Annotated in this window: 20 protein-coding genes; 10 read left to right on the plus strand and 10 right to left on the minus strand. The window is 61.6% G+C overall.

The window, feature by feature from the left end:
* The first annotated feature begins 103 nt into the window (after positions 1-103).
* On the plus strand, positions 104-1,288 hold the full coding sequence (gene cfaB / locus CAG00_RS10690; protein ID WP_085616010.1) for a C17 cyclopropane fatty acid synthase CfaB: 1,185 nt from the start codon (positions 104-106) through the stop codon (positions 1,286-1,288).
* Positions 1,289-1,429: 141 nt separating this feature from the next.
* Here the strand turns inward: cfaB and cls are convergent, their stop codons facing one another.
* Positions 1,430-2,869, minus strand: coding sequence for a cardiolipin synthase (gene cls / locus CAG00_RS10695; RefSeq protein WP_085664239.1), 1,440 nt, complete (start codon positions 2,867-2,869; stop codon positions 1,430-1,432).
* 133 nt (positions 2,870-3,002) lie between these two features.
* Here cls and CAG00_RS10700 point away from each other — a divergent pair, with 133 nt between their 5' ends.
* Positions 3,003-3,530, plus strand: coding sequence for a DUF3617 domain-containing protein (locus CAG00_RS10700; protein ID WP_085664240.1), 528 nt, complete (start codon positions 3,003-3,005; stop codon positions 3,528-3,530).
* Here the strand turns inward: CAG00_RS10700 and folE2 are convergent.
* The gene (folE2, locus tag CAG00_RS10705) at positions 3,514-4,419 is read right to left on the minus strand and encodes a GTP cyclohydrolase FolE2 (protein WP_085664241.1); all 906 of its coding nucleotides are present in this window, start codon (positions 4,417-4,419) and stop codon (positions 3,514-3,516) included. The genes CAG00_RS10700 and folE2 overlap by 17 nt on opposite strands.
* Before the next feature lie 200 nt (positions 4,420-4,619).
* On the opposite strand from folE2, the gene zigA reads away from it, so the two are divergent.
* The 3 genes from zigA to CAG00_RS10720 are packed head-to-tail and all read left to right on the plus strand — an operon-like array spanning position 4,620 to position 7,463.
* Positions 4,620-5,828 (plus strand): zinc metallochaperone GTPase ZigA, encoded by a 1,209-nt coding sequence (gene zigA / locus CAG00_RS10710; protein WP_085664242.1) that lies wholly within the window; start codon positions 4,620-4,622, stop codon positions 5,826-5,828.
* Positions 5,825-6,451: a DUF1826 domain-containing protein gene (locus CAG00_RS10715; protein ID WP_085664243.1), complete on the plus strand. Its 627-nt coding sequence runs from the start codon at positions 5,825-5,827 to the stop codon at positions 6,449-6,451. The genes zigA and CAG00_RS10715 overlap by 4 nt, the downstream gene beginning before the upstream one ends.
* Positions 6,452-6,491: 40 nt before the next feature.
* Positions 6,492-7,463, plus strand: coding sequence for a GTP-binding protein (locus CAG00_RS10720; protein ID WP_085664244.1), 972 nt, complete (start codon positions 6,492-6,494; stop codon positions 7,461-7,463).
* On the opposite strand, the gene CAG00_RS10725 is transcribed toward CAG00_RS10720, so the two are convergent.
* Positions 7,464-7,856 carry a DUF3301 domain-containing protein gene (locus CAG00_RS10725; RefSeq protein WP_015272369.1) on the minus strand — a complete coding sequence of 131 codons (393 nt, stop codon included), beginning with the start codon at positions 7,854-7,856 and terminating at the stop codon, positions 7,464-7,466.
* A 120-nt stretch (positions 7,857-7,976) separates the two neighbouring features.
* Between CAG00_RS10725 and pdxY the strand changes: the two genes are divergently transcribed.
* Complete coding sequence (pdxY, locus tag CAG00_RS10730) at positions 7,977-8,849, plus strand: pyridoxal kinase PdxY (RefSeq protein ID WP_085664245.1); 873 nt, start codon at positions 7,977-7,979, stop codon at positions 8,847-8,849.
* On the opposite strand, the gene CAG00_RS10735 is transcribed toward pdxY, so the two are convergent.
* Positions 8,846-9,331 (minus strand): acyl-CoA thioesterase, encoded by a 486-nt coding sequence (locus tag CAG00_RS10735; RefSeq protein WP_003260046.1) that lies wholly within the window; start codon positions 9,329-9,331, stop codon positions 8,846-8,848. The two genes, pdxY and CAG00_RS10735, sit on opposite strands and share 4 nt — an antisense overlap.
* A 343-nt stretch (positions 9,332-9,674) precedes the next feature.
* Here CAG00_RS10735 and CAG00_RS10740 point away from each other — a divergent pair, with 343 nt between their 5' ends.
* Complete coding sequence (locus CAG00_RS10740; RefSeq protein ID WP_075046791.1) at positions 9,675-11,435, plus strand: cation:proton antiporter; 1,761 nt, start codon at positions 9,675-9,677, stop codon at positions 11,433-11,435.
* 262 nt (positions 11,436-11,697) lie between these two features.
* Here CAG00_RS10740 and CAG00_RS10745 read toward each other — a convergent pair whose 3' ends face one another.
* From CAG00_RS10745 to zwf, 5 genes are all read right to left on the minus strand, one after another.
* Complete coding sequence (locus tag CAG00_RS10745) at positions 11,698-12,105, minus strand: SMI1/KNR4 family protein (RefSeq protein WP_025341149.1); 408 nt, start codon at positions 12,103-12,105, stop codon at positions 11,698-11,700.
* Positions 12,106-12,219: 114 nt separating this feature from the next.
* Positions 12,220-13,074: a Tim44 domain-containing protein gene (locus CAG00_RS10750; protein ID WP_085664246.1), complete on the minus strand. Its 855-nt coding sequence runs from the start codon at positions 13,072-13,074 to the stop codon at positions 12,220-12,222.
* A gap of 255 nt (positions 13,075-13,329) precedes the next feature.
* On the minus strand, positions 13,330-15,516 hold the full coding sequence (uvrD, locus tag CAG00_RS10755) for a DNA helicase II (protein ID WP_085664247.1): 2,187 nt from the start codon (positions 15,514-15,516) through the stop codon (positions 13,330-13,332).
* A 130-nt stretch (positions 15,517-15,646) separates the two neighbouring features.
* Positions 15,647-15,961: a hypothetical protein gene (locus CAG00_RS10760; RefSeq protein ID WP_085664248.1), complete on the minus strand. Its 315-nt coding sequence runs from the start codon at positions 15,959-15,961 to the stop codon at positions 15,647-15,649.
* Positions 15,962-16,049: 88 nt separating this feature from the next.
* A complete protein-coding gene (gene zwf / locus CAG00_RS10765; protein ID WP_025341145.1) occupies positions 16,050-17,492 on the minus strand; it encodes a glucose-6-phosphate dehydrogenase in 1,443 nt (480 codons plus the stop codon).
* A 103-nt stretch (positions 17,493-17,595) separates the two neighbouring features.
* Here zwf and hexR point away from each other — a divergent pair, with 103 nt between their 5' ends.
* The gene (gene hexR / locus CAG00_RS10770; protein ID WP_011536461.1) at positions 17,596-18,462 is read left to right on the plus strand and encodes a transcriptional regulator HexR; all 867 of its coding nucleotides are present in this window, start codon (positions 17,596-17,598) and stop codon (positions 18,460-18,462) included.
* A 215-nt stretch (positions 18,463-18,677) separates the two neighbouring features.
* Positions 18,678-18,896 (plus strand): PA3496 family putative envelope integrity protein, encoded by a 219-nt coding sequence (locus tag CAG00_RS29050; RefSeq protein ID WP_075046785.1) that lies wholly within the window; start codon positions 18,678-18,680, stop codon positions 18,894-18,896.
* On the opposite strand, the gene CAG00_RS10780 is transcribed toward CAG00_RS29050, so the two are convergent.
* Complete coding sequence (locus CAG00_RS10780) at positions 18,838-19,800, minus strand: LysR family transcriptional regulator (RefSeq protein ID WP_046615347.1); 963 nt, start codon at positions 19,798-19,800, stop codon at positions 18,838-18,840. The two genes, CAG00_RS29050 and CAG00_RS10780, sit on opposite strands and share 59 nt — an antisense overlap.
* Before the next feature lie 189 nt (positions 19,801-19,989).
* Here CAG00_RS10780 and CAG00_RS10785 point away from each other — a divergent pair, with 189 nt between their 5' ends.
* Complete coding sequence (locus tag CAG00_RS10785) at positions 19,990-21,405, plus strand: acetyl-CoA carboxylase biotin carboxylase subunit (protein ID WP_013974837.1); 1,416 nt, start codon at positions 19,990-19,992, stop codon at positions 21,403-21,405.
* Positions 21,406-21,411 lie beyond the last annotated feature (6 nt).

A 21,411-nucleotide genomic window follows, 5' to 3' on the forward strand; every position in this document is an offset into this window, starting at 1 on the left:
CCATGGTCTCGTTTAGAGGAAACATCCCACGAATGAACTACTCTGATCCGGCGACGTTCGAAATATCAGGCGTCGTGGCCAAATACGGACAGGAGGGTCGTTCATGCTTGCGCAACTTCCACCGGCACTGCAGAGCCTGCATCTGCCGCTGCGGCTGAAACTGTGGGACGGTAACCAGTTCGATCTGGGGCCTAGCCCACAGGTCACTATCCTGGTCAAGGAGCCACAGCTGATCAGCCAGTTGAGCCACCCGAGCATGGACCAGCTGGGCACGGCATTCGTCGAAGGCAAGCTGGAGCTGGAGGGCGATATTGGTGAGGCCATCCGCGTATGCGATGAGCTGAGCGAAGCGCTACTGACCGATGAGGACGACGCTCCACCGGAGCGCCGGGCCCATGACAAGAGCACCGACGCCGAAGCCATTTCCTACCATTACGATGTTTCCAACGAGTTCTACCAGCTATGGCTGGATCAGGACATGGCCTACTCGTGCGCCTACTTCCGCGAGCCGGACAACACGCTGGATCAGGCACAGCAGGACAAATTCGATCATCTATGCCGCAAGCTGCGCCTGGACGCAGGTGAGTACCTGCTCGACGTCGGCTGCGGCTGGGGCGGGCTGGCGCGTTTCGCTGCTCGCGAATATGGCGCCAAGGTGTTTGGTATCACCTTGAGCAAGGAGCAACTCAAGCTCGGTCGCGAGCGGGTGAAGGCAGAGGGGTTGGCCGACAAGGTCGACCTGCAGATTCTCGACTACCGCGACCTGCCTCAGGATGGCCGCTTCGACAAGGTTGTGAGCGTTGGCATGTTCGAGCATGTCGGGCATGCCAACCTGGCGCTGTATAGCCAGAAGCTGTTCGGTGCCGTGAGGGAAGGGGGGCTGGTGATGAATCACGGTATCACCGCCAAGCATGTCGATGGCCGCCCGGTCGGGCGTGGCGCGGGCGAGTTCATCGATCGCTACGTCTTCCCCCATGGCGAGCTGCCGCACCTGTCGATGATCAGTGCCAGCATCTGTGAAGCGGGCCTGGAGGTGGTAGACGTGGAAAGCCTGCGTTTGCACTACGCCAAGACCTTGCACCACTGGAGCGAGAACCTGGAGAACCAGCTGCACAAGGCGGCGGCGCTGGTGCCCGAGAAGACTTTGCGCATCTGGCGCTTGTACCTGGCCGGGTGTGCCTATGCCTTCCAGAAAGGCTGGATCAACCTGCATCAGATTCTGGCCGTGAAGCCGTACGCCGATGGGCACCATGACCTGCCTTGGACGCGTGAAGACCTGTATCGCTGAATTGCTCCAAAGCATGCAAGCGCGCCACCATACCCTGTGGGAGCGGGTTTACCCGCGAATGCGTCGGTACAGCCACTGACGTCTTCGCGGGTAAACCCGCTCCCACAAGGTCCGCGATACCCTGCAACGGGCGCAGGCGCATCAGAGAATCGGCGAAATCAGCCGCGCAATCCGCATCCCCAGTTGCTGCAGCCGATGAGTATCGCGGCTGTCCTCCGCAGTAATTTCCCGTGCCTGTTCAAAGTCATTGTTCAGCATGTTCTCGACCTGGTCAGCGAAGCCGCGGTCGACTGTCAGCAGGGTGATTTCGAAGTTCAGGCGGAACGAGCGGTTGTCCAGGTTGGCACTGCCGATCGCGCTGACATCGTCATCCACCAGCACCACCTTCTGATGCAGGAAGCCCGGTTGGTAGCGGAACATGCGCACACCCGCACGTACCGCTTCGAAGGCGAAAAGGCTGGAGGCGGCATAGACGATGCGATGGTCTGGGCGTGACGGAATCAGCACTCGCACATCGACCCCACGCAGTACCGCCAAACGCAATGCGGCGAACACCGCCTCGTCGGGGATGAAGTACGGGCTGGTGATCCACACGCGCCGGGTGGCTGAATGGATCGCCTCAAGGAAGAACAGCGAGCAGGTTTCCTGTGGGTCGGCCGGGCCGCTGGCCAAGGCTTGGCACAGTACGCCGTTGTCCGGGTAGGCATCCGGCAGAATCAGCGGTGGTAGCTGGCGCGTGGCCCAGTACCAGTCTTCGGCGAACGATTCCTGCAGGCAGGCCAGCACCGGCCCGCTGATCTGCACGTGGGTGTCGCGCCAGGGTGAGAGCTTCGGGTGGCCACCGAGGTACTCATCGCCCACGTTGTGCCCGCCGATGAAACCGAGCAAGCCATCCACCACCACGATTTTGCGGTGGTTACGGAAGTTCACCTGGAAGCGGTTGAACCAGCCACGACGGGTTGCGAAGGCATGAATCTGTACACCACCGTCGCGCAGCAACTGGCTGTAGCTTGCCGGCAAGGCGTGGCTGCCGACACGGTCATACAGCACGAACACCCGCACACCCTCGGCGGCCTTGCGCAGCAGCAGTTGCTGCAGCGCTTTGCCAAGGTTGTCGTCATGGATGATGAAGAACTGCACCAACACTACGTCGCGGGCTTTTTCGATGGCGGCGAATATTGCATCGAATGTTGCCTTGCCATCGATCAGCAGCTTCACCTCGTTATTGGCAAGGCAGGGCATACGCCCGAGCTTGGGCATGGCGCGCAACGCCGCATAGCTTTCCGACTCGCGGGCGGTAAGGGCTTCTTCTACCCAAGGCCGCCAGTTGAGGTTGGCCATGGCCACATGCATTTCCTGGTTGGCCTGGCGCCGGGCCTTGATGTAGGCATAGAACGAGCGCGCACCAAAGATCAGGTAAGGGATCAGGGTGAGGTAGGGGATGAAGAACAACGGCATGGCCCAGGCGATTGCGCCTTGGGCAGTGCGCACGGTGAACAGTGCGTGCAGTGCGGCGACGATACCCAGCAGGTGAACCAGGCCGAGTAGGTAACCGAAGAAGTAGGGGCTGTGGTAGTCCATATGCATCCTGCTTGCCGAGTACACTTGAGTAACAGAACACGTTCCCGGTCCGCCTTGCAACCTGCAGGTGGATTTGGCGTCTAAGGCTCAGCCCGGCCCGCTTGGCCGGCTTTTTTTCCAGGAGCGTTCGTCCATGAAGATTCGTCTGCCACTGTTGGCGTTGGCCCTAGGTGTGAGCAGCCCGCTGGTGCATGCTCAGATGCTACAGCCAGGTTTGTGGGAGCTGACCACCAGCAACATGCAGGTCGATGGCAAGCCGTTACCCGACATGGAGTTCATGCTCGGCCAGTTGAAGAACCTGCCGCCAGAGCAGCGCGCGATGATGGAAGGGGTGCTGGCCAAGCAGGGAGTGACTGTTGGGGGTAAGGGGGTGCGGTCGTGCCTGACGCCAGAACAGGTGGCAACCAACGATATCCCGCTGCAGGACCCGAAGTCAGGGTGTACCCAAAAGATCACCGACCGCACCGGCAATGTGTGGAAGTTCCAGTTCAGCTGCCCCAAAGCGCAGGGCAGTGGCCAGGCGACATTCCTCAGTGACCGGGAATTCACCACCCAGGTCAACGGTACGTTCAACGCCTCGGGTGTACAGCAGCAAGGCAGCATGAACACCCGTGCCGTGTGGTTGGGTAAAGACTGCGGCTCGGTCAAGCCGCGCAGCTGACATCCCATTGCCACTGGCTGGTCGCGACAGCATCGTGGGCATGCAGGCTTTCTGCATGTTCCACGCGCAGCTTGAAGGCCGTGCTCCATTCCATTTGCCGTAGCGCTTTGTGCAGGCGTCGTGCGGCGTCTTCGCAGAACATCAGGTTCTGGCCGTTGGCCAAGGCAAAGGCTTGTTCGTCTGCGCGCTTCACTGCGGTCTGCACCGCTGTCCCCAGGCTTGCTTCTATGCGGTCGATCAACTCGGTGATTGGCAGAACCTGCTGATTGCTGCGCAGTCTTACCTGGATTTGCGCGCTACTACGTTGGCTATGGGGCGTCGCTACGATGCCTTCGGCGCTGCCAAGCCACTGCAGCACTGCAGATTTGTCGACCTGCTCGGCGCTGAAATGCGCCTGGAACTGCTGCTGAATCAGCTGCCGTGCAAGTGCAGCCGAGCATGGGCAGGTTGAGGAGTAAGGGACGGAAACGGATAGTTCCACGTGGAACATTTCATTTTCGATCCTTGCATCGACTGTGACGGCATAGCTTTTCCAACCCTCCAGCGGGCTGATCAATGCAGGCCTTTTTAGCAGATGCTCGAAGCGCAGACGCAAATAGGCTGCGGAAGAAAGGCCTTCATGGCTGCTGAGGAAGTCAGTCAGCAGCTGGTGGATGGTGAGCGGCGTCAGGGGCTGGTGCTCCAACGACTCCAGGGCGAGATAAAGCCGCGACATATGGATACCGCGTGAGCTGCCGTCTACCAGGCTAACGCCGGCATCGACAGTGGCAGCTGCTGTGCGCCCCTCGAACTGCAAAGCTTGGGCGATCCCGCACATCCCCACCCAGTTCAAAGGCAAGGCGTATTCATGGGTTTGTGCGGCAATGTCGGGGAGCTTGAGCTGAGTCATCTGGTATTCCAAACAAAAGGGAGATCAGCGGCCACCACCGATCAAGCTGCAATGCCGGGAGGGGCACCCTGGCACTTGGCGGGTCATTTATCCTCCCGGGGGCACTCGTTCGTCACGAACGGCTTGGCGAAATTGTATTGTTACTTTATAACATTGTGCAATGCATCGTTTCGAATGCGCTCGCCTGAAGAGGTTTCGCCATGTCCAACCGTCTCCCTGTCACCGTGCTGTCCGGCTTCCTTGGCGCCGGCAAGAGCACCTTGCGCAACCATGTGCTGCGTAACCGCGACAACCTGCGGGTTGCGGTCATCGTCAATGACATGAGCGAAATCAACATTGATGCCAGCGAGGTGCAGCGCAACGTAAGCCTCAACCGTGCCGAGGAGAAGTTGGTGGAGATGAGCAATGGCTGCATCTGCTGCACGCTGCGTGAAGACCTGCTCGAGGAAGTGGCGCGGCTGGCCGAAGAAGGGCGTTTCGATTATTTGCTGATCGAGTCCACGGGGATCTCGGAGCCACTGCCGGTGGCCGAGACCTTCACCTTCCGCGACGAACAGGGCCGTAGCCTGTCCGACATGGCGCGCCTGGACACCATGGTCACTGTGGTCGATGGCCTGAACTTCCTGCGTGATTACCAGGCAGCAGACAGCCTGGCCAGCCGTGGCGAAACCCTTGGTGAGGAGGACGAGCGCTCGATCAGTGACTTGCTGATCGAGCAGGTCGAGTTCGCCGATGTACTGTTGCTGAGCAAGATCGACCTGATCAGCCAGCACGAGCGCGAAGAGCTCATGGCCATTCTGCGCAGCCTCAATGCCCGGGCGCAGATCGTGCCCATGGTCATGGGCCAGGTACCGCTGGAACGCATCCTTGACACCGGCCTGTTCGACTTCGACCAGGCCGCCCAGGCACCGGGCTGGCTGCAAGAGTTGCGCGGCGAGCATGTGCCGGAAACCGAAGAGTACGGCATTGCCGCCACCACCTGGCAGGCCCGGCGCCCCCTTCATCCACAGCGCTTTTTCGACTTTATCCACACGCCCTGGAGCAATGGCCGACTGCTGCGTTCCAAAGGTTTTTTCTGGCTGGCCAGCAAATACCAGGAGGCCGGCAGCTGGTCGCAGGCAGGCGGCATGATGCGCCATGGCCTGGCGGGCCGCTGGTGGCGTTTCGTGCCGCGCGAGCAGTGGCCACAGGATGTGGATAACACCACCGCGATCTTGAAGAACTGGGTTGCCGAGAGCGGTGACTGCCGCCAGGAACTGGTGTTCATCGGGCAGAATATCGACTTCGAAAAATTATCCACAGCACTCGATGCATGCCTTTTGACCGATCAGGAAATGGAATTGGGGCACATGGGCTGGTTGCGCCTGCCCGATCCGTTCGGTCCATGGCATGAGGAGGCCGCAGCATGAACCCTGCACGCAAGCCTGTGGATATTTTTCAGGTATTTGGCGAGACACCGCAGGTGCTGAGCGATGTGCTGCAGGATGGCGTGAACCTGGCGGTATGGCGCCGACGCTTGCCGCCACAACTGGAGGACTTTGCCGCGCTGGTAGTCAGCCTCGGCCAGCCCTTGGCAGACCAGCGCGTCATCGATGTGGACGAGCAGCACATGCCGGTATTCACCGAACTCTTGCGCGAAGCGGCCGACTTGCACGGCTATGAGGCATTCGTGGCGGATGTGGCCTGGCTGGTGGCGGCCTATACCTGCCTGGTGGGTGCGCAACGGGTAGGTTTGCGCCTGCGGGTACTGACAGGCCCGATGTGCCCGCGCTTCCATGTGGATAACGTTCCGCTGCGTCTGCTCACTACCTACGCAGGCCCAGGTAGCGAGTGGTTGAAAGAGGACGCGAGCCCTCGTGACAACTTACACACAGCAATACTGCCTGTGGATAACGTTCAGCACCTGCAAGCTGGCGACGTGGCTGTGCTCAAAGGTGAGAAGTGGCAGGGCAACGAAGGTGCGGGCCTGGTGCATCGTTCGCCGTCGGGGCAGCTGGGGCGCCTGCTGCTCAGCCTTGACTGGCTGGCCTGACAGCGCATAGTGAGGCATCACCATCGCCCGAAGCCGCCCCATGCTGCAGAACATTCCCACCCACGTGATTGCCGGCCCGCTGGGGGCCGGCAAGACCACCCTGATCCGTCACCTGCTGGCCCAGCGCCCGGCCAATGAGCGCTGGGCTGTATTGATCAACGAATTCGGCCTGGTAGGCCTGGATGCGGCCTTGCTCAGCCGTGACGAAGACGGCATCGCCATCGGCGAGGTCGCAGGTGGCTGCCTGTGCTGCGTCAATGGCATGCCGTTCCAGGTGGGCCTGGGCCGACTGCTGCGCAAATCCCGCCCTGACCGGCTGTTCATCGAGCCGTCCGGGCTGGGTCATCCCTTGCAGTTGCTTGCTCAGTTGCAAAAAGCCCCTTGGGCTGGAGTGCTGACAATACAGCCATTGCTGATGGTCGTGGACACGCAGTCGATGGTCCGGAACGAGCAGCTTCCGGAGGATCAACAGCAGGCGTTCGATGCTGCTGAAAGCGTTGTCTTGAACAAATCAGAGGCTGTGGATGAAAGCACTAAGTTGTTGATAACTAATAAATTTCATAAAAAGAAAATATTCTGGACCGTCCAAGGTAGGCTGCCCTTGTCGGACCTTCCGGCTGTACCCCATGGCATTGTCGACAGCTCGCTTGTGGATAACAGGATTGTCGACAATCTTGTAAATCCACCGGCAGCGCTATGGGCAGACCCCGGCCAGCCTATCTGTCTTGCCCAGCAGGGAGAGGGAGGTTGGAGCATCGGCTGGCGCTGGCACCCTGGCCAGCAGTTTTATCCACAGCGGCTGCAGGCGTTCTTGCGGGCTTGGCCGTGGCGGCGCGCGAAGGGGGTTATCCACAGCGTGGAGGGCTGGCAATCATTCAATGGCCTGAATGGGGACATGCCCGCCTGGCAGCCCAGCGACTGGCGCAGGGATACGCGTATCGAGCTGATTTTCGACCAGCCGCAATCGCAATCCGCGCTGCAGGCCGGGTTGAGCGAATGTCGTGTCAGCTGATCAGTTGCGCCAGCGGTTGTGCTCCTGGCGCCACTGCTGCATCTCGATGACATTGTCGGTGCGTGGTGGGGTCTTGATCTCGAACGGGTAGGGCGCCAGTTCGATCTGCACGCTGTGGGCGCCGAACTGGGTCACGGTACCGGGGTGGCGCTGTTCGCCCGTGACGGTGAACTCGAATGCGTAGACGCGCGCCAGGCGCTTGCGGCCGTTGGCGTCACGGACAAAGGCGATACGCTTGAGAGCGACCGCGTCGTCGAGCAGTTCGAGGTCGAGCTTGGCGCAATGCTGTTTGACCCGTTCCAGGGCTTTCTCGCGCAACCCGTGGTTGTGCCACAACCAGGCGCCTGCCGTGGCGACCAGCATCAGGACGAAGAGGTTTTCCAGGGTCAACATTTGCGTATGCTCCAAACAGGTCGATCCAGCTTAACTGCGTCCCTGGCCTGTCGTACAGGTGGCAATCGAGTTCATACTGCGTTGCGCACAATCCCTGAAACAGCTTTGGAAACCTCCCGCATGAAACGTACCCCGCACCTGCTCGCCATCCAGTCCCACGTGGTGTTCGGCCACGCCGGCAACAGCGCCGCGGTGTTTCCCATGCAGCGTATCGGGGTCAATGTGTGGCCGCTCAATACCGTGCAGTTCTCCAATCACACACAGTATGGCCAGTGGGCGGGTGAAGTGCTTGCCCCCGCGCAAATTCCTGCGTTGGTGGAAGGCATTTCCAACATCGGCGAACTGGGCCATTGCGACGCGGTGCTGTCCGGTTACCTGGGCAGCGCCGAACAAGGTCGGGCGATTCTGGCCGGCGTCGAGCGCATCAAGGCAGTCAACCCAAAGGCTTTGTACCTTTGCGACCCGGTCATGGGGCACCCTGAGAAGGGCTGCATCGTGCCAGCGGAAGTCAGCGAGTTCCTGCTCGACGAGGCGGCTGCCAGAGCTGACATCCTGTGCCCCAACCAGCTGGAACTGGACAGCTTCTGTGGCCGCCGAGCGCAGTCGCTGGAGGACTGCGTGAACATGGCGCGCAGCCTGTTGCAGCGCGGGCCGCAGGTGGTGCTGGTCAAGCACCTGGCCTACCCCGGGCGCGCCGAAGACCAGTTCGAGATGCTGCTGGTGACCGCCGAGCAAAGCTGGCACCTGCGCCGCCCGCTGCTGGCGTTCCCGCGGCAGCCGGTAGGGGTGGGTGACCTGACTTCAGGCCTGTTCCTGGCCCGCGTTCTGCTCGGCGACAGCTGGGTGCAGGCGTTCGAATTCACCGCTGCGGCCGTACACGAAGTGCTGCTCGAAACCCAGGCCTGCTCCAGCTATGAACTGCAGCTGGTGCGGGCCCAGGACCGCATTGCGCACCCGAGGGTGCGCTTCGAGGCACAGCTGCTGGCGCTTTAAATCGCGTCGGTTTTCAGGTCCTGGTAGCGCTTTTCCAGCTCCTGGCGGATCTGTCGGCGCTGCTGGCCCTGCAGGAAGCGGCGCTTTTCTTCACTGCTTTGCGGCTGGCGCGGCGGCACCTGCACCGGGCGACGGTTGTCGTCGACCGCGACCATGGTGAAGAAGCAGCTGTTGGAATGGCGCACCGAGCGCTCGCGGATGTTCTCGGTCACCACCTTGATGCCCACCTCCATCGAGGTGTTGCCGGTGTAGTTGACCGACGCCAGGAAGGTCACAAGTTCACCCACGTGCACCGGCTCGCGGAAGATCACCTGGTCGACCGACAGGGTGACTACATAGCTGCCGGCATAGCGGCTGGCGCACGCATAGGCCACTTCGTCGAGGTACTTGAGCAGGGTGCCGCCATGTACGTTGCCAGAAAAGTTGGCCATGTCCGGGGTCATCAGGACGGTCATGCTCAGCTGGGCGTTTCCAGGTTCCATAGTGTGCTCACGGTGAGGTTGCGCTGAATCGGGCGAATGGGGGGCATTATCTGCAGACACTTCTGTTCCCCTCTTTTGAATTTGCCTTCCTGGTACGGGACGTTGGCTGACGCTCCATCGTCACGCCGATCATGCCATCAGCGGCGCTTTTCCAGCCGATCTGTTTCTGCATATTGCACCGCCTTTTTGCGGCGGGGTGCGATGTTAACCTGACTACACCCATGCAACATGGGCTTTTCCTGCATTCAAAACAGTATGTACTTGCTGCTCGCTCAGGGTTGCCTTGGCAGAGGAGCGGTCTGTCCAGGCATCCAGCAACGGACGAGAAAAGGAGTATCACGCCATGCATGCCATCAGCTTCATCCAGGACCTGGCAGTCATCATGCTGGTTGCTGGCGTGGTCACCATTCTCTTCCACCGCCTCAAGCAGCCCGTGGTGCTGGGCTACATCGTCGCCGGCTTCATCATCGGCCCGCACACCCCACCGTTCGGCCTGATCCACGACGAAGACACCATCAAGACCCTCGCCGAGCTGGGGGTGATCTTCCTGATGTTCTGCCTGGGGCTCGAATTCAGCCTGCGCAAGCTGTTCAAGGTAGGCGCCACGGCGTTCATCGCGGCGTTCCTGGAAATCGTGCTGATGATCTGGATCGGCTTCGAGATCGGCCGCTGGTTCGGCTGGAACACCATGGATTCGCTGTTCCTCGGCGCCATCCTGGCGATTTCCTCGACCACCATCATCGTCAAGGCGCTCAACGACCTGAAGATGAAGAACGAGCGTTTCGCCCAGCTGATATTCGGCGTGCTGATCGTCGAGGACATCCTCGGTATCGGCATCATCGCCCTGCTGTCGGGCATTGCCGTCAGCGGCACGGTCAGCTCGGGCGAGGTGTTCTCCACTGTCGGCAAGCTGTCGCTGTTCATGATCGTTGCGCTGGTCATCGGCATCCTGCTGGTGCCGCGCCTGCTGGCCTACGTGGCCAAGTTCGAAAGCAACGAGATGCTGCTGATAACCGTATTGGGCCTGTGCTTCGGCTTCTGCCTGCTGGTGGTGAAGCTCGAGTACAGCATGGTGCTTGGCGCCTTCCTGATTGGTGCGATCATGGCCGAGTCGCGCCAGTTACTGAAGATCGAGAGCCTGATCGAACCGGTACGCGACCTGTTCAGCGCCATCTTCTTCGTCGCCATCGGCCTGATGATCGACCCCCAGGTGCTGATCGACTACGCCTGGCCGATCGTGGTCATTACCTTGGCGGTGGTGTTGGGCAAGATGTTGTCGTGTGGCATGGGCGCGTTCATTGCCGGAAATGACGGGCGCACATCGCTGCGGGTGGGCATGGGGCTTTCGCAGATTGGCGAGTTTTCCTTCATCATCGCCGCGCTGGGCATGACCCTGCAGGTGACCAGCGACTTCCTTTACCCGGTGGCTGTGGCGGTATCGGCAATCACCACGCTGCTGACACCCTACCTGATCCGTGCCGCCGACCCGCTGTCACTCAAGCTGGGCAAGGTGGTGCCCAGCCGCCTGGCGCGGGTGCTGTCGTTGTATGGCGAATGGTTGCGCAGCATCCAGCCGCAGGGCGAGGGCGCCATGCTCGCGGCGATGATCCGGCGCATCCTGTTGCAGGTTGGGGTGAACCTGGCGCTGGTGATCGCCATCTTCTTCAGTGGTGGCTATTTCGCCGGGCGTATCGGCAACTGGCTCAGCGAGTGGGTCAGCGATGCCAGCCAACAGAAAGCGCTGATCTGGGGGGCAGCGTTGTTGCTGTCGCTGCCGTTCCTGATTGCTGCCTATCGCAAGCTCAAGGCACTGTCGATGCTGCTGGCGGAGATGGGGGTGAAACCGGAAATGGCCGGGCGGCATACCCAGCGCGTGCGCCGTGTGATTGCCGAGGTGATTCCGCTGTTGTCGCTGCTGGTGATTTTCCTGCTGCTGTCGGCGCTGTCGGCGAGCATTCTGCCCACCAGCGAGCTGCTGCTGGTGATTGCCGTGGTGGCTGCGGTGGTGGTGGCCTTGCTGTGGCGCTGGTTTATCCGCGTGCATACGCGCATGCAGATTGCCTTGCTGGAGACGCTGGAGAACAGCCGCGAGAATACGCACTGAAGGGGGCAATGCTCCCTGCGCAAGATTTCACCGTCGTCCGAGGGGATGGAGCGGTAGCGATTTCGCCAGGCGCAGAAAGCCTGGCGATTTTGACTACATTGATGGCACTAGGCCATATTTTTTCCTATTCCTGTGCCGGCCTCTTCGCGGGTAAACCCGCTCCCACAGGTACTGCACAATGCTCAACACCTGTGCAGTACCTGTGGGAGCGGGTTTACCCGCGAAGAGGCCGGCACAGGCAGCATCAAATCAGAGGTTGGAATCAGCTCTCCAGCCAGACATCCCGCGCCCAGTGCCACACCGATTCCCAGCTGTCTTCACCGACGATTTCCTCTTCGGCATCCCACAGCACCACGGTGCCATCCTCTTCGACGCAGTAGTAGTTGTCGCCGTCCTGGCACAGCGGAATCAGGTCACGTGGCACGCCGGCATCCCAGGCGTTGGCGGCGACTTCTGGCAGGTAGGTATGCGACTGTGGGTCGGTAACGGTCACCGGCTCCAGTGAGCCATACACCACGTCACTGACGGTCAGCAGGAACTCTTTGAACACGAACGGAATGTTGATGAACAGCTCTTCTTCGATCTCGACCAGCTGGTCCTCGTCGGGAAGCTCAAGGGGCACCGGCACTGGCTCGTTGGCTTCACGGAGTTGTTCGATCACTTCTTCCACGGTTCACTTCCTCTGACCTAGATGACAACGCTGCGCGTTATACCCTAGTAGGCCACTCTGGCAAAAGCAAAAACCCCGGGACAGGCCCGGGGTTTTTTGTGCAGCACGCAGCGGTTAGCCGTTTTGACGGATACCGGCCACCAGCCAAGGCTGGTTTTCGCCCTGGGCGCGAACCATGTGCCAGCTTTCGCTGAACACTTCGCCCTGGTCGAAGCGCGAGTTCTTCGACACGCCACGGAAGGTCAGGGTGGCGTCGGTACGGTCGGCGCGGTCGTCGACACCGTCCAGCTGTACCTCGAGGTTGTCGATGTAGGTGGACTGGAAGCCATCACCCAGTTCGGCGCGCTCGCGCTTGAGGAACTCGAGCATCTGCGGGGTGACGAACTCGGCGATCTTGTCCATCTCGTTGGCGTCCCAGTGCTGCTGCAGCGCCTGGAAGTGGTTACGGGCAGCAGCCAGGAAGTTCTGCTCGTTGAACCAGGCCGGGGCGGTGATCACCGGGGCGGCTGCGGCAGCAGGTGCGGCCGAACCACCGAAGATCGACGGCTGGGCAGGCTGCGCGTGAGCTTCACGCTGCATCGGCGCATGGCCCGGCATGGCCATTTGCGGCTGCTGCTGGCGACGGCGCGCGGCGATGAAGCGGAACACCAGGAAGGCGATGAGCGCCACGATCAGGAAGTCCATGATCTGGAAGCCTTCGAAACCGTCGCCCATGAACATGGAAGCCAGCAGGCCACCGGCGGCGAGGCCGGCCAGAGGGCCCAACCAGCGCGAAGCACCGCTGGCGGCCGGGGCGGCACGGCCAGGTGCGGTCGGCGCGGCGGCAGGCGTGGTTGGCGTGGCCTGGCGGGTCTGGTGAATAGGCGCGGAGCCCGAGCTCTTGCCGCCGCCAAAACGCTTGGCGTTGGCGTCCAGGCTCAGCGTCAGGCCGACGCAGAGCGCCAGAGCGATGCTAAGAAAACGTTGCATAAGTGGGATATCCCCTGTTGTGGATTGCACGCGCGTCATGGTGCACAGGTTCCCGGGCACATGACCAGCGACATAATGTTTCGAGCTTTTGCCTGAATGTTACAAGGTGCTTATGACGGACCTGTAGGAGCGGCCTTGTGTCGCGATAGGGCTGCGAAGCAGCCCCGAGATATCAGTGTCAACGCCACGATTGTGGGGCCGCTTTGCGGCCCTATCGCGACACAAGGCCGCTCCTACAAGGGACCGCGCAGGCTTTTAGATGGCCTCGAGCTTGGCATACCCCAGCATCAGCCACTTGCTGCCTTCGGCAAAATTCACCTGCACCCGCGCCTGGGCGCCGGAGCCTTCGAAGTTGAGGATCACACCCTCGCCAAACACCGCATGCTGAACACGCTGGCCCAGATTGAACGGGGTCTGCGGAATGCTGGCATTGGCGAACAGGTTGCTGTTCGTGGCCGTCTTGGCCCCGCCGAACGGGCGGCTGACGCTGTTGGACAGGCGCACTTCCTGAACCAGGCCTGCCGGAATTTCGCGTACGAAACGTGACACCTTGTTGTAGGTCTCGCTGCCATACAGGCGACGCGTTTCGGCGTAGGTCATGACCAGCTGGCGCATGGCGCGGGTGATGCCCACATAAGCCAGGCGGCGTTCCTCTTCCAGGCGGCCAGGCTCCTCCAGGCTCATCTTGTGCGGGAACAGGCCTTCTTCCATGCCCACCAGGAACACATACGGGAACTCCAGGCCCTTGGCGCTGTGCAAGGTCATCAGCTGGACGCTGTCTTCATGCTCGTCGGCCTGGGCATCGCCTGCCTCGAGCGAGGCGTGGCCGAGGAACGCCGAGAGTGGCGAGAGGTCGGCGTCTTCTTCGGTGGATTCGAAGTTGCGCGCTGCGCTGACCAGTTCCTCAAGGTTTTCTACCCGTGCCTGGCCCTTCTCACCCTTTTCTTCCTGGTGATAGATGATCAGCCCGGACTGCTCGATGGTGGTCTGGGTCATGGTATGCAGTGGCATGTCCACGACCTTCGCCGCCAACCCCTCGATCAGCTCGATGAACGCACCCAGGGCACTGGCCGCGCGGCCTTTCAGGGCTTTGGCGGCGAGCAGCTGGCACATGGCCTCCCACATCGACACCTGGCTGTGGCGGGCGTGCTCGCGGATGGCTTCGACGGTTTTTTCGCCAATGCCACGTGGCGGCACGTTGATCACCCGCTCCAGGGCTGCATCGTTGCCACGGCCTTCGATCAGCCGCAGGTAAGCCATGGCGTTCTTGATTTCGGCGCGCTCGAAGAAGCGCTGGCCACCGTAGATGCGGTAGGGGATGCGTTCGCGCAGCAGGGCTTCTTCCAGCACCCGCGACTGGGCGTTGGAGCGGTACAGAATGGCGATCTCGTTGCGCGCATTGCCCTGCTTGACCAGGCTCTCGATGGTTTCCACCACGTAGCGGGCTTCGTCGTGCTCGTTGTAGGCCGCATACAGGGTCAGCGGTTCGCCTTCGCCCATGTCGGTCCACAGCTCCTTGCCCAGGCGCCCGCTGTTGTTGGCGATCAGCGCGTTCGCTGCCTTGAGGATGCCGCCAGTGGAGCGGTAGTTCTGCTCCAGGCGGATCATCTCGGCGTCGGGGAAGTCGGCAGTGTACTGGTGAATGTTCTCGATCTTGGCACCGCGCCAACCGTAGATCGACTGGTCGTCATCGCCCACCGCCATCAGGCTGTCACCGCCGCGCGCCAGCAGGCGCAGCCAGGCGTACTGCACGGCGTTGGTATCCTGGAACTCGTCCACCAGCACGTGGCGGAAGCGCCGCTGGTAGTGCTCCAGCAAGCCCGGGTGGTCGCGCCACAGGTCCAGGGCGCGCAGCAGCAGCTCGGAGAAGTCGATGACCCCGGCGCGCTCGCAGGCCTGCTCATAGGCGGTATAGACGTCGCGCATGGTCGACAGGAACAGGTCGCCCCCGGCCTGGATATGCTGTGGTCGCAGGCCTTCGTCCTTCTGCCCGTTGATGAACCACTGGGCCTGGCGTGCCGGCCATTTCTGCTCGTCCAGGCCCAGCTCGCGCATCACCCGCTTGATCAGGCGCTGCTGGTCGTCGCTGTCGAGGATCTGGAAGTTCTGCACCAGCCGTGCTTCCTGCCAGTGGGCCCGCAGCAGGCGGTGGGCCAGGCCGTGGAAGGTGCCGACCCACATGCCCGCCGGGTTGATGCCCAGCAGTTGCTCGATCCGCTGGCGCATTTCTGCCGCGGCCTTGTTGGTGAAGGTCACCGACAGGATCGAGTGCGGCGATGCCTGCTCCACCTGGATCAGCCAGGCAATGCGGTGCACCAGCACGCGGGTTTTACCGGAACCGGCGCCAGCAAGCACCAGTTGACGCCCGAGCGTGGCCGCTACGGCCTGGCGTTGGGCATCGTTGAGGGAATTCAGCAGGAGGGAGAGGTCGTCTGTGCGCATCGGGCCATTCTAGGGCGCGGCAGGAAATGGGGCAAACCTCTACTGTATAAATATTCACCTGCCGCATGCCCGTTCATCGAGCCGATGGCAGGTGCCAGGCCACCGCTCGGGCGGCCTGACAGGCAGCGGCTCAGTCAATCGCCTCGATGGTGCGAATTTCGCAGCGCTGCGAACCGTCGGCATGGATGATCTCCACGGTTTTCCAGCCAGTGCCGCCTGCACGTTCGAAAACCACGGCTTTTTCGGTCAGCACCTGCGGGGTGATTGCGCCGCTATCCAGCAGCTTTAGCTCCAGCACTTCCCAGCCACCCCGGTGGCGCAGCTTGGGCTCGACCAGCACCGGTTCGATGGCCGGAGAGGCGACCGTAACGGTGCCATGAACCCTGAAAACCTGCTTGCCGTGGGCGATGTCGTTGATTGCAACGAGGTTGGTGATAGTAGCCATTGTCTGCTCCTGTCTCGGGTTGAAAGTAGCGCCAGCGCGCTGGGGCTACTTTCTGCCCTTTAGCCTGCCACGGGAGCAGGGCAGTGCTTCAGCTATGCCAGTGCCTGCCGTGCCTGGCCAGCAGGCTGTTGGCTTGCTCCGGCCCGTTACTGCCTGCCGGGTACGGTCGCGGTGCCTGGAAGTGCTCTTCACAGCCCTTGATGATCGGGTCGATCCAGGCCCAGGCCGCTTCCACTTCATCGCGGCGCATGAACAGCGTCGAGTCGCCCTCCAGCACATCCAGCAGCAGGCGCTCGTAGGCGTCCCAGCGGCGGGTCTGGCTGAACACCTGGGCCAGATTCAGGTCCAGGTCCACAGGTTCCAGGCGCATGCCCTTGCCCGGGCTCTTGGTCATCATGCGCAGGCTGATGCGTTCGTCCGGTTGCAGCTGGATCAGCAGCTGGTTGACCTGGCCGCCATTGAAAAGCTCGTGGGGCACCGGCTTGAACTGGATGACGATCTGCGATGAGCGCCGTGCCATGCGCTTGCCGGTCCGCAGGTAGAAGGGCACGCCCGCCCAGCGCCAATTGTCGATGTGCGCCTCGATAGCGATGAAGGTTTCGGTGTCGCTGTCGTTGTCGACGTCCTTTTCGAAGTAATAGGCCGGCACTTCCTGGCCGCCGATGCGCCCGGCGCCATACTGGCCGCGTACGGTCTTGTCCTGCACGTCCTGGCCAGTGATGGGCTTGAGGGCCCGCAAGATCTTCACCTTCTCGTCACGCACCGCTTCGGCCTCGAACTGCGCGGGCGGCTCCATGGCCACCAGGCATAGCAGCTGTAGCAGGTGGTTCTGCAACATGTCGCGGGTCGCCCCGGCGCGGTCGTAGTAGGCGCCGCGGTTCTCTACACCCAGGGTCTCGCAAACGCTGATCTGCACGTGGTCGACCTGATTGTTGCGCCACACCGGCTCCAGCAGGGCGTTGGCAAAACGCAGGGCCATCAGGTTCTGCACGGTTTCCTTGCCCAGGTAGTGGTCGATGCGAAATACCTGGTTTTCCTCCAGCACTGCGCCAATCGCTTCGTTGATGGCGGTAGCCGATTCCAGCGAGTGGCCGATCGGCTTTTCCAGCACGATGCGCGCTTCGGCGTCGGCCAGGCCGGCGTTACGCAGGTGCTTGGCAATCGGCACGAACAGGTTGGGGGCGGTGGCCAGGTAGAAGATGCGCGTCAAGCCGCCGGGTTCGCCCAGGTAGCGCGCCAGGCGGCCGAAGTCGGCGCTTTGCGAAGCATCCATGGCGAAATAGTCGACCCGCGCGGAAAACCGCTGCCAGACCTCTTCGTCGAAGTCGTTGCGGGCAATTTGTGCCCGGCAATGGCGCTCGGCGAGCTTGAGATAATCGTTACGTGGCAAGTTGCGTCGTGCCAGCGCGATGATGCGCACGGCGTTGTTCAGACGGGCCTCGCGAAACAGGTGGTAGAGCGCCGGAAGCAGTTTGTGCAGGGCCAGATCGCCGGTGCCGCCGAAGACCAGAATGTCGCAAGGAATAGTCAAACCACCACTCTCCACGTTCGTTTAACTGGGCGGGTTGGCGTCCATGTAGTATAACTACAAGATAGCTACAACCCGGCCAGCCGATCATAACCGAGTCCAGCCTGTGAATCTGTTGCAACATATCGCCCAATCGCGCCACCTGCTGCGCAAATCGGAACTCAAAGTAGCCGACCACGTGCTACTCGACCCGGCTGCCGTCATGCACAGCTCCATGGCCGACCTGGCGCACAGCGTGGGTATCAGTGAACCGACCATCGTGCGTTTCTGCCGCGCGATCGGTTGCTCGGGCTTCCAGGACCTGAAGCTGAAGCTGGCGCAGAGCCTGGCTGCGGGGGCCAGTTTCGGCCAGTTCGCCATCCATGAAGATGACTCGGTCGCCGACTACAGCCTGAAGATCTTCGACACCACGCTGCACACCCTGATGGAAGTGCGCGAGCACCTCGACCCGCAGGCGCTGCAGCAGGCGGTGACCGCCATGGCCCAGGCGCAGCGTGTGGAGTTCTATGGCTTTGGCGCCTCCGGTGCGGTAGCGGCCGATGCCCAGCACAAGTTCTTCCGCCTGCTGCTCAGCGCGGCAGCCTATTCCGACCCGCACATGCAGGCGATGTCGGCGGTGACCCTGAAGCCGGGTGATGTGGCGGTATGCATTTCCCAGTCGGGCCGTTCCAAGGACCTGCTGATCACCGCCAACCTGGTCCGTGAGAGCGGCGCCAACCTGATAACCCTGTGCCCCAGCCAGACACCGCTGGCGGAGCTGTCGACGGTCAACCTGGCGATCGACGTGCATGAAGACACCGAAATCTACACCCCGCTGACCTCGCGTATCGCCCACCTGGTGGTGATCGACGTGCTGGCCATGGGCGTGGCCATGGCGCGCGGGCCGAGCCTGGTCAACCACCTGAAGAGTGTGAAGCGCAGCTTGCGCAGCCTGCGCTTGTCGCCCAAGTCGATCAAGGCTACCGACGACTGATCTGCATTGCCTGTGCTGGCCCTATCGCCGGCAAGCCGGGCTCCCACACAGTCACCACAGGCCTCGAGTCCTGTGGAGTACCTGTGGGGGCTGGCTTGCCGGCGATAGGGCCAGCACAGGCAGCAAAAATTCACTGTTTTGTCACCATTCCACAGCCAAACCGTAAACCACTCAAGCCAGTCTGAAACTCCCGCATCCTATCTGGGAGACAGGCAATGGCTCGTGACTTCGACGGTACGTACCAACCCAGCGCCAAGGCTCGCAAGCAGCAGGAAAAGGATCAGCGCCGCATGGAATACCGCCGCGCGATCGAGAGCTATTGCGACCAACGTCAACTGCTCCGCGAACTAGTGGATTACCCCGAGCTGCAAGAGCTCACGGTCTGGCAGGCGTCGGCAGCAGCTTCCCCGAAAAACGCTCAACCAGTGCGCTGATCAGCGCACGTTCGCTGCGGATGAACGCCAGGAAGGCCAAGGCCACCGGCGACTGCCGTTTGGCCTTGGACTGCACCACGCACCAGCTGCGGTACAGGGGTAGTTCCTCCACGGGCAGCTCCCTCAGCACACCGGTGGCCAGCTCCAGGTTGACCGCATGGCGGGTAAGCATGGCAATGCCCAGGCCGGCGATCACGCATTCGCGCTGGGCGTCGGCCGAGGCCACCTCCAGGGTCTGGGTGAAATGCACGCGCTTGTCCTTGAAGTATTCCTCGCAAGCCTTGCGCGTGCCCGAACCCTGTTCGCGGACCAGCAGGGTATGAGGCTCCAGGTCCTGCAGGCGCAGTTGCTCCAGCTTGCACAGCGGGTGCTCGGGCGGCGCCACCGCGACGATCGGGTTGTTGAGGAACGGCAGAAACTCCAGGCCCATGTCCTGCGGCACCATGGACATGATGATCAGGTCGTCGCGGTTGTCCGACAGGCGGCGGATGGCCTGGGCGCGATTGACCACCGTCAGGGTCAGGTTGACCTCCGGGTGACGCTGCTTGAAGGCCGCGAACAGGTGTGGCACGAAGTACTTGGCACTGGACTCGATCGCCAGTTTCAACTGCCCCTGCAATGAGCCCTGCATGTCCGAAAGCTGCATGTCCAGGCTCTCCAGGCGCCCGAAGATATCGCGGCTGGCGCGTTGCAGGGCCTCGGCAGCTTCGGTCAGGTAGAGCTTCTTGCCCACGTACTCGAACAGCGGCTGGCCGATCAGCTCTTCGAGCTGGCGGATCTGTAGACTAACGGCGGGTTGCGTCAGCGCCATCTCTTCCGCCGCACGGCTGTACGAACGCAAATCGCATACCTCGTTGAAGATCTGCAATTGACGCAAAGTCATACGCATCAAGGACTTACGCATTTTTATCCGCCCTTCGGCAACACCTTGTTACCGCACTATAAGCTTTTGCTAATACAGCCCCTAACAAATATTGATTTTTGTTTATCAATCTACAGCGCTAGGGTGAATGTGCGACTGGCCAGCAACGTCTGGTCACGCGCCGACCGGGAGAACCGGCTCGACTGTTCCTACGGCTTTGGGAAGACTCCAGTGATAAAAAAAATCCTGATCGCCAACCGAGGTGAAATTGCAGTTCGGATCGTGCGTGCCTGCGCCGAGATGGGCATTCGCTCGGTGGCGATCTATTCCGACGCCGACCGCCACGCGTTGCACGTCAAGCGCGCCGACGAAGCCCACAGCATTGGTGCCGAGCCGCTGGCCGGTTACCTGAACCCGCGCAAGCTGGTGAACCTGGCTGTGGAAACCGGCTGTGATGCCCTGCACCCGGGCTATGGTTTCCTGTCGGAAAACGCTGAACTGGCAGAGATCTGCGCCGAGCGCGGGATCAAGTTCATCGGCCCGGCCGCCGAGGTCATTCGCCGCATGGGCGACAAGACCGAAGCACGCCGCACCATGATCGCCGCCGGTGTACCGGTAACCCCGGGTACCGAAGGCAACGTTGCCGATATTCACGAAGCCCTGAGTGAAGGTGACCGCATCGGTTACCCGGTCATGCTCAAAGCCACTTCTGGTGGTGGTGGCCGTGGTATTCGCCGTTGCAACAGCCGTGAAGAACTGGAACAGAACTTCCCCCGCGTCATCTCCGAGGCTACCAAGGCCTTTGGTTCTGCGGAAGTGTTCCTGGAAAAGTGCATCGTCAACCCCAAGCACATCGAGGCGCAGATCCTCGGTGACAGCTTTGGCAACGTCGTGCACCTGTTCGAGCGCGACTGCTCGATCCAGCGCCGCAACCAGAAGCTCATCGAAATCGCCCCGAGCCCACAGCTCACCCCCGAACAGCGCGCCTACATCGGCGACCTGGCGGTGCGTGCGGCCAAGGCAGTGAACTACGAGAACGCCGGTACCGTGGAGTTCCTGCTCGCCGATGGCGAGGTGTACTTCATGGAAATGAACACCCGGGTGCAGGTGGAACACACCATCACCGAGGAAATCACCGGTATCGACATCGTCCGTGAGCAGATCCGCATTGCCTCGGGCTTGCCGCTGTCGGTCAAGCAGGAAGACATCCAGCACCGCGGTTACGCGCTGCAGTTCCGCATCAACGCCGAAGACCCGAAGAACAACTTCCTGCCCAGCTTCGGCAAGATCACCCGTTACTACGCCCCCGGCGGCCCGGGCGTGCGTACCGACACGGCGATCTACACCGGCTACACCATTCCGCCGTTCTACGACTCCATGTGCCTGAAACTGGTGGTGTGGGCGTTGACCTGGGAAGAAGCCATGGACCGCGGCCTGCGGGCCCTGGACGACATGCGCGTGCAAGGGGTGAAGACCACCGCCGCGTACTACCAGGAAATCCTGCGCAATCCCGAATTCCGTAGCGGCCAGTTCAACACCAGCTTCGTCGAAAGCCACCCGGAACTGACCAACTACTCGATCAAGCGCAAACCCGAAGAGCTGGCCCTGGCCATCGCCGCCGCCATCGCCGCCCACGCAGGCCTGTGAGGAATC

This window comes from Pseudomonas sp. B5(2017) (genome assembly GCF_002112825.1).
GTDB lineage: Bacteria > Pseudomonadota > Gammaproteobacteria > Pseudomonadales > Pseudomonadaceae > Aquipseudomonas > Aquipseudomonas putida_Z.